The organism is Psychromonas sp. Urea-02u-13, from assembly GCF_002835995.1.
GTDB lineage: Bacteria > Pseudomonadota > Gammaproteobacteria > Enterobacterales > Psychromonadaceae > Psychromonas.
Genome location: NZ_PJBZ01000206.1, coordinates 1 through 1099 on the forward strand (window position 1 = coordinate 1; position 1099 = coordinate 1099).

Sequence of the window (1099 nt, forward strand, 5' to 3'; positions counted from 1 at the left end):
TAAAACAGTTGGTTAGGTTCCGCTTCGCTCCACATTATAACCAACAATTTTAGTCCGCTTAAGCGGGCGTTAGGTATTCTTAATTTGAATCAAATACAAACTATAATCGATTATTGTATTAACAGTTTTTTATAGAAGTAATAACTAGTATATGGAATATGACCATTCGTGAACAAGGGTAATAAATAGATGAAAAAAATAATCTTTGCCACTGCATTTGCTACTATTTTTGCCTTTTCAGCACAAGCGGCTTCCCGTTTTACTTTTACCCCACAAGCCAATAAGATGGTTGGTTTATATTTGGGTGGTCAAATTGGACAAAGTGAAACAAAAGGTGATTTTGGTGAAGGCAACACTATAATCGACTTTAATTTAGAAAAAGAACTGCAATTCAACTACTTTTTTGCCGTTGTACACCCTTATCCTTTGCTCCCGAATATACTCATTTCAAGTACCACTTTTAATACCACTGGTAAAACTAATTTAACGCAAGAGTTTAGCTTCGGCGATGAAGATTTTCTAATTGGTGACGATATTAATGCTAGTTTTGATGTCAGCTATGTCGATTACACCTTATATTATGAGTTGTATTATGAATTTTTTCATAATACATTTTTTTCATTTGATTTAGGTTTAACCGTTAGAGATTTTGATGCTGCTATCTCCGTTACAGGGCAAACAAGTGATGATGATTGCATTCAAATATCGCCGAACCATCATCATTGTACATCAGCACAAAATTCTGAAACGCATACGGGCAAAAAAAATACGACTCAATTGAACCTATGCTGTATGTTGCCACTAACATTCGAGTGCCGTTAACGAACCTAAGTGTATTTACCCAAGGTAATTTTTCATTAATAGATGCCCGTTTATTTTATGACTATCAAGTTGGCTTACAGTACAGCCTAGATGAGGATTGGGTGAAAGATTTAAGCTTTACTTTAGGGTATCAAAACGTGAATATTGAATCTGAAAATTTATATACTGATATTGAATTGAAAAGCGCTTTTATCGGCGTGATTACATACTTTTAAAGACTAAAGGTTCTACAGTAGATAAAAACCTAACAAACAAGAATAGGTGTCGCGCAGCCGAC

The 1099-nt window shown here is 34.5% G+C and carries 1 protein-coding gene; it reads left to right on the top strand.

The window, feature by feature from the left end:
- Window positions 1–189: 189 nt before the first annotated feature.
- The gene (locus CXF74_RS21410) at window positions 190–822 is read left to right on the top strand and encodes a hypothetical protein (RefSeq protein WP_101084669.1); all 633 of its coding nucleotides are present in this window, start codon (window positions 190–192) and stop codon (window positions 820–822) included.
- Window positions 823–1099 lie beyond the last annotated feature (277 nt).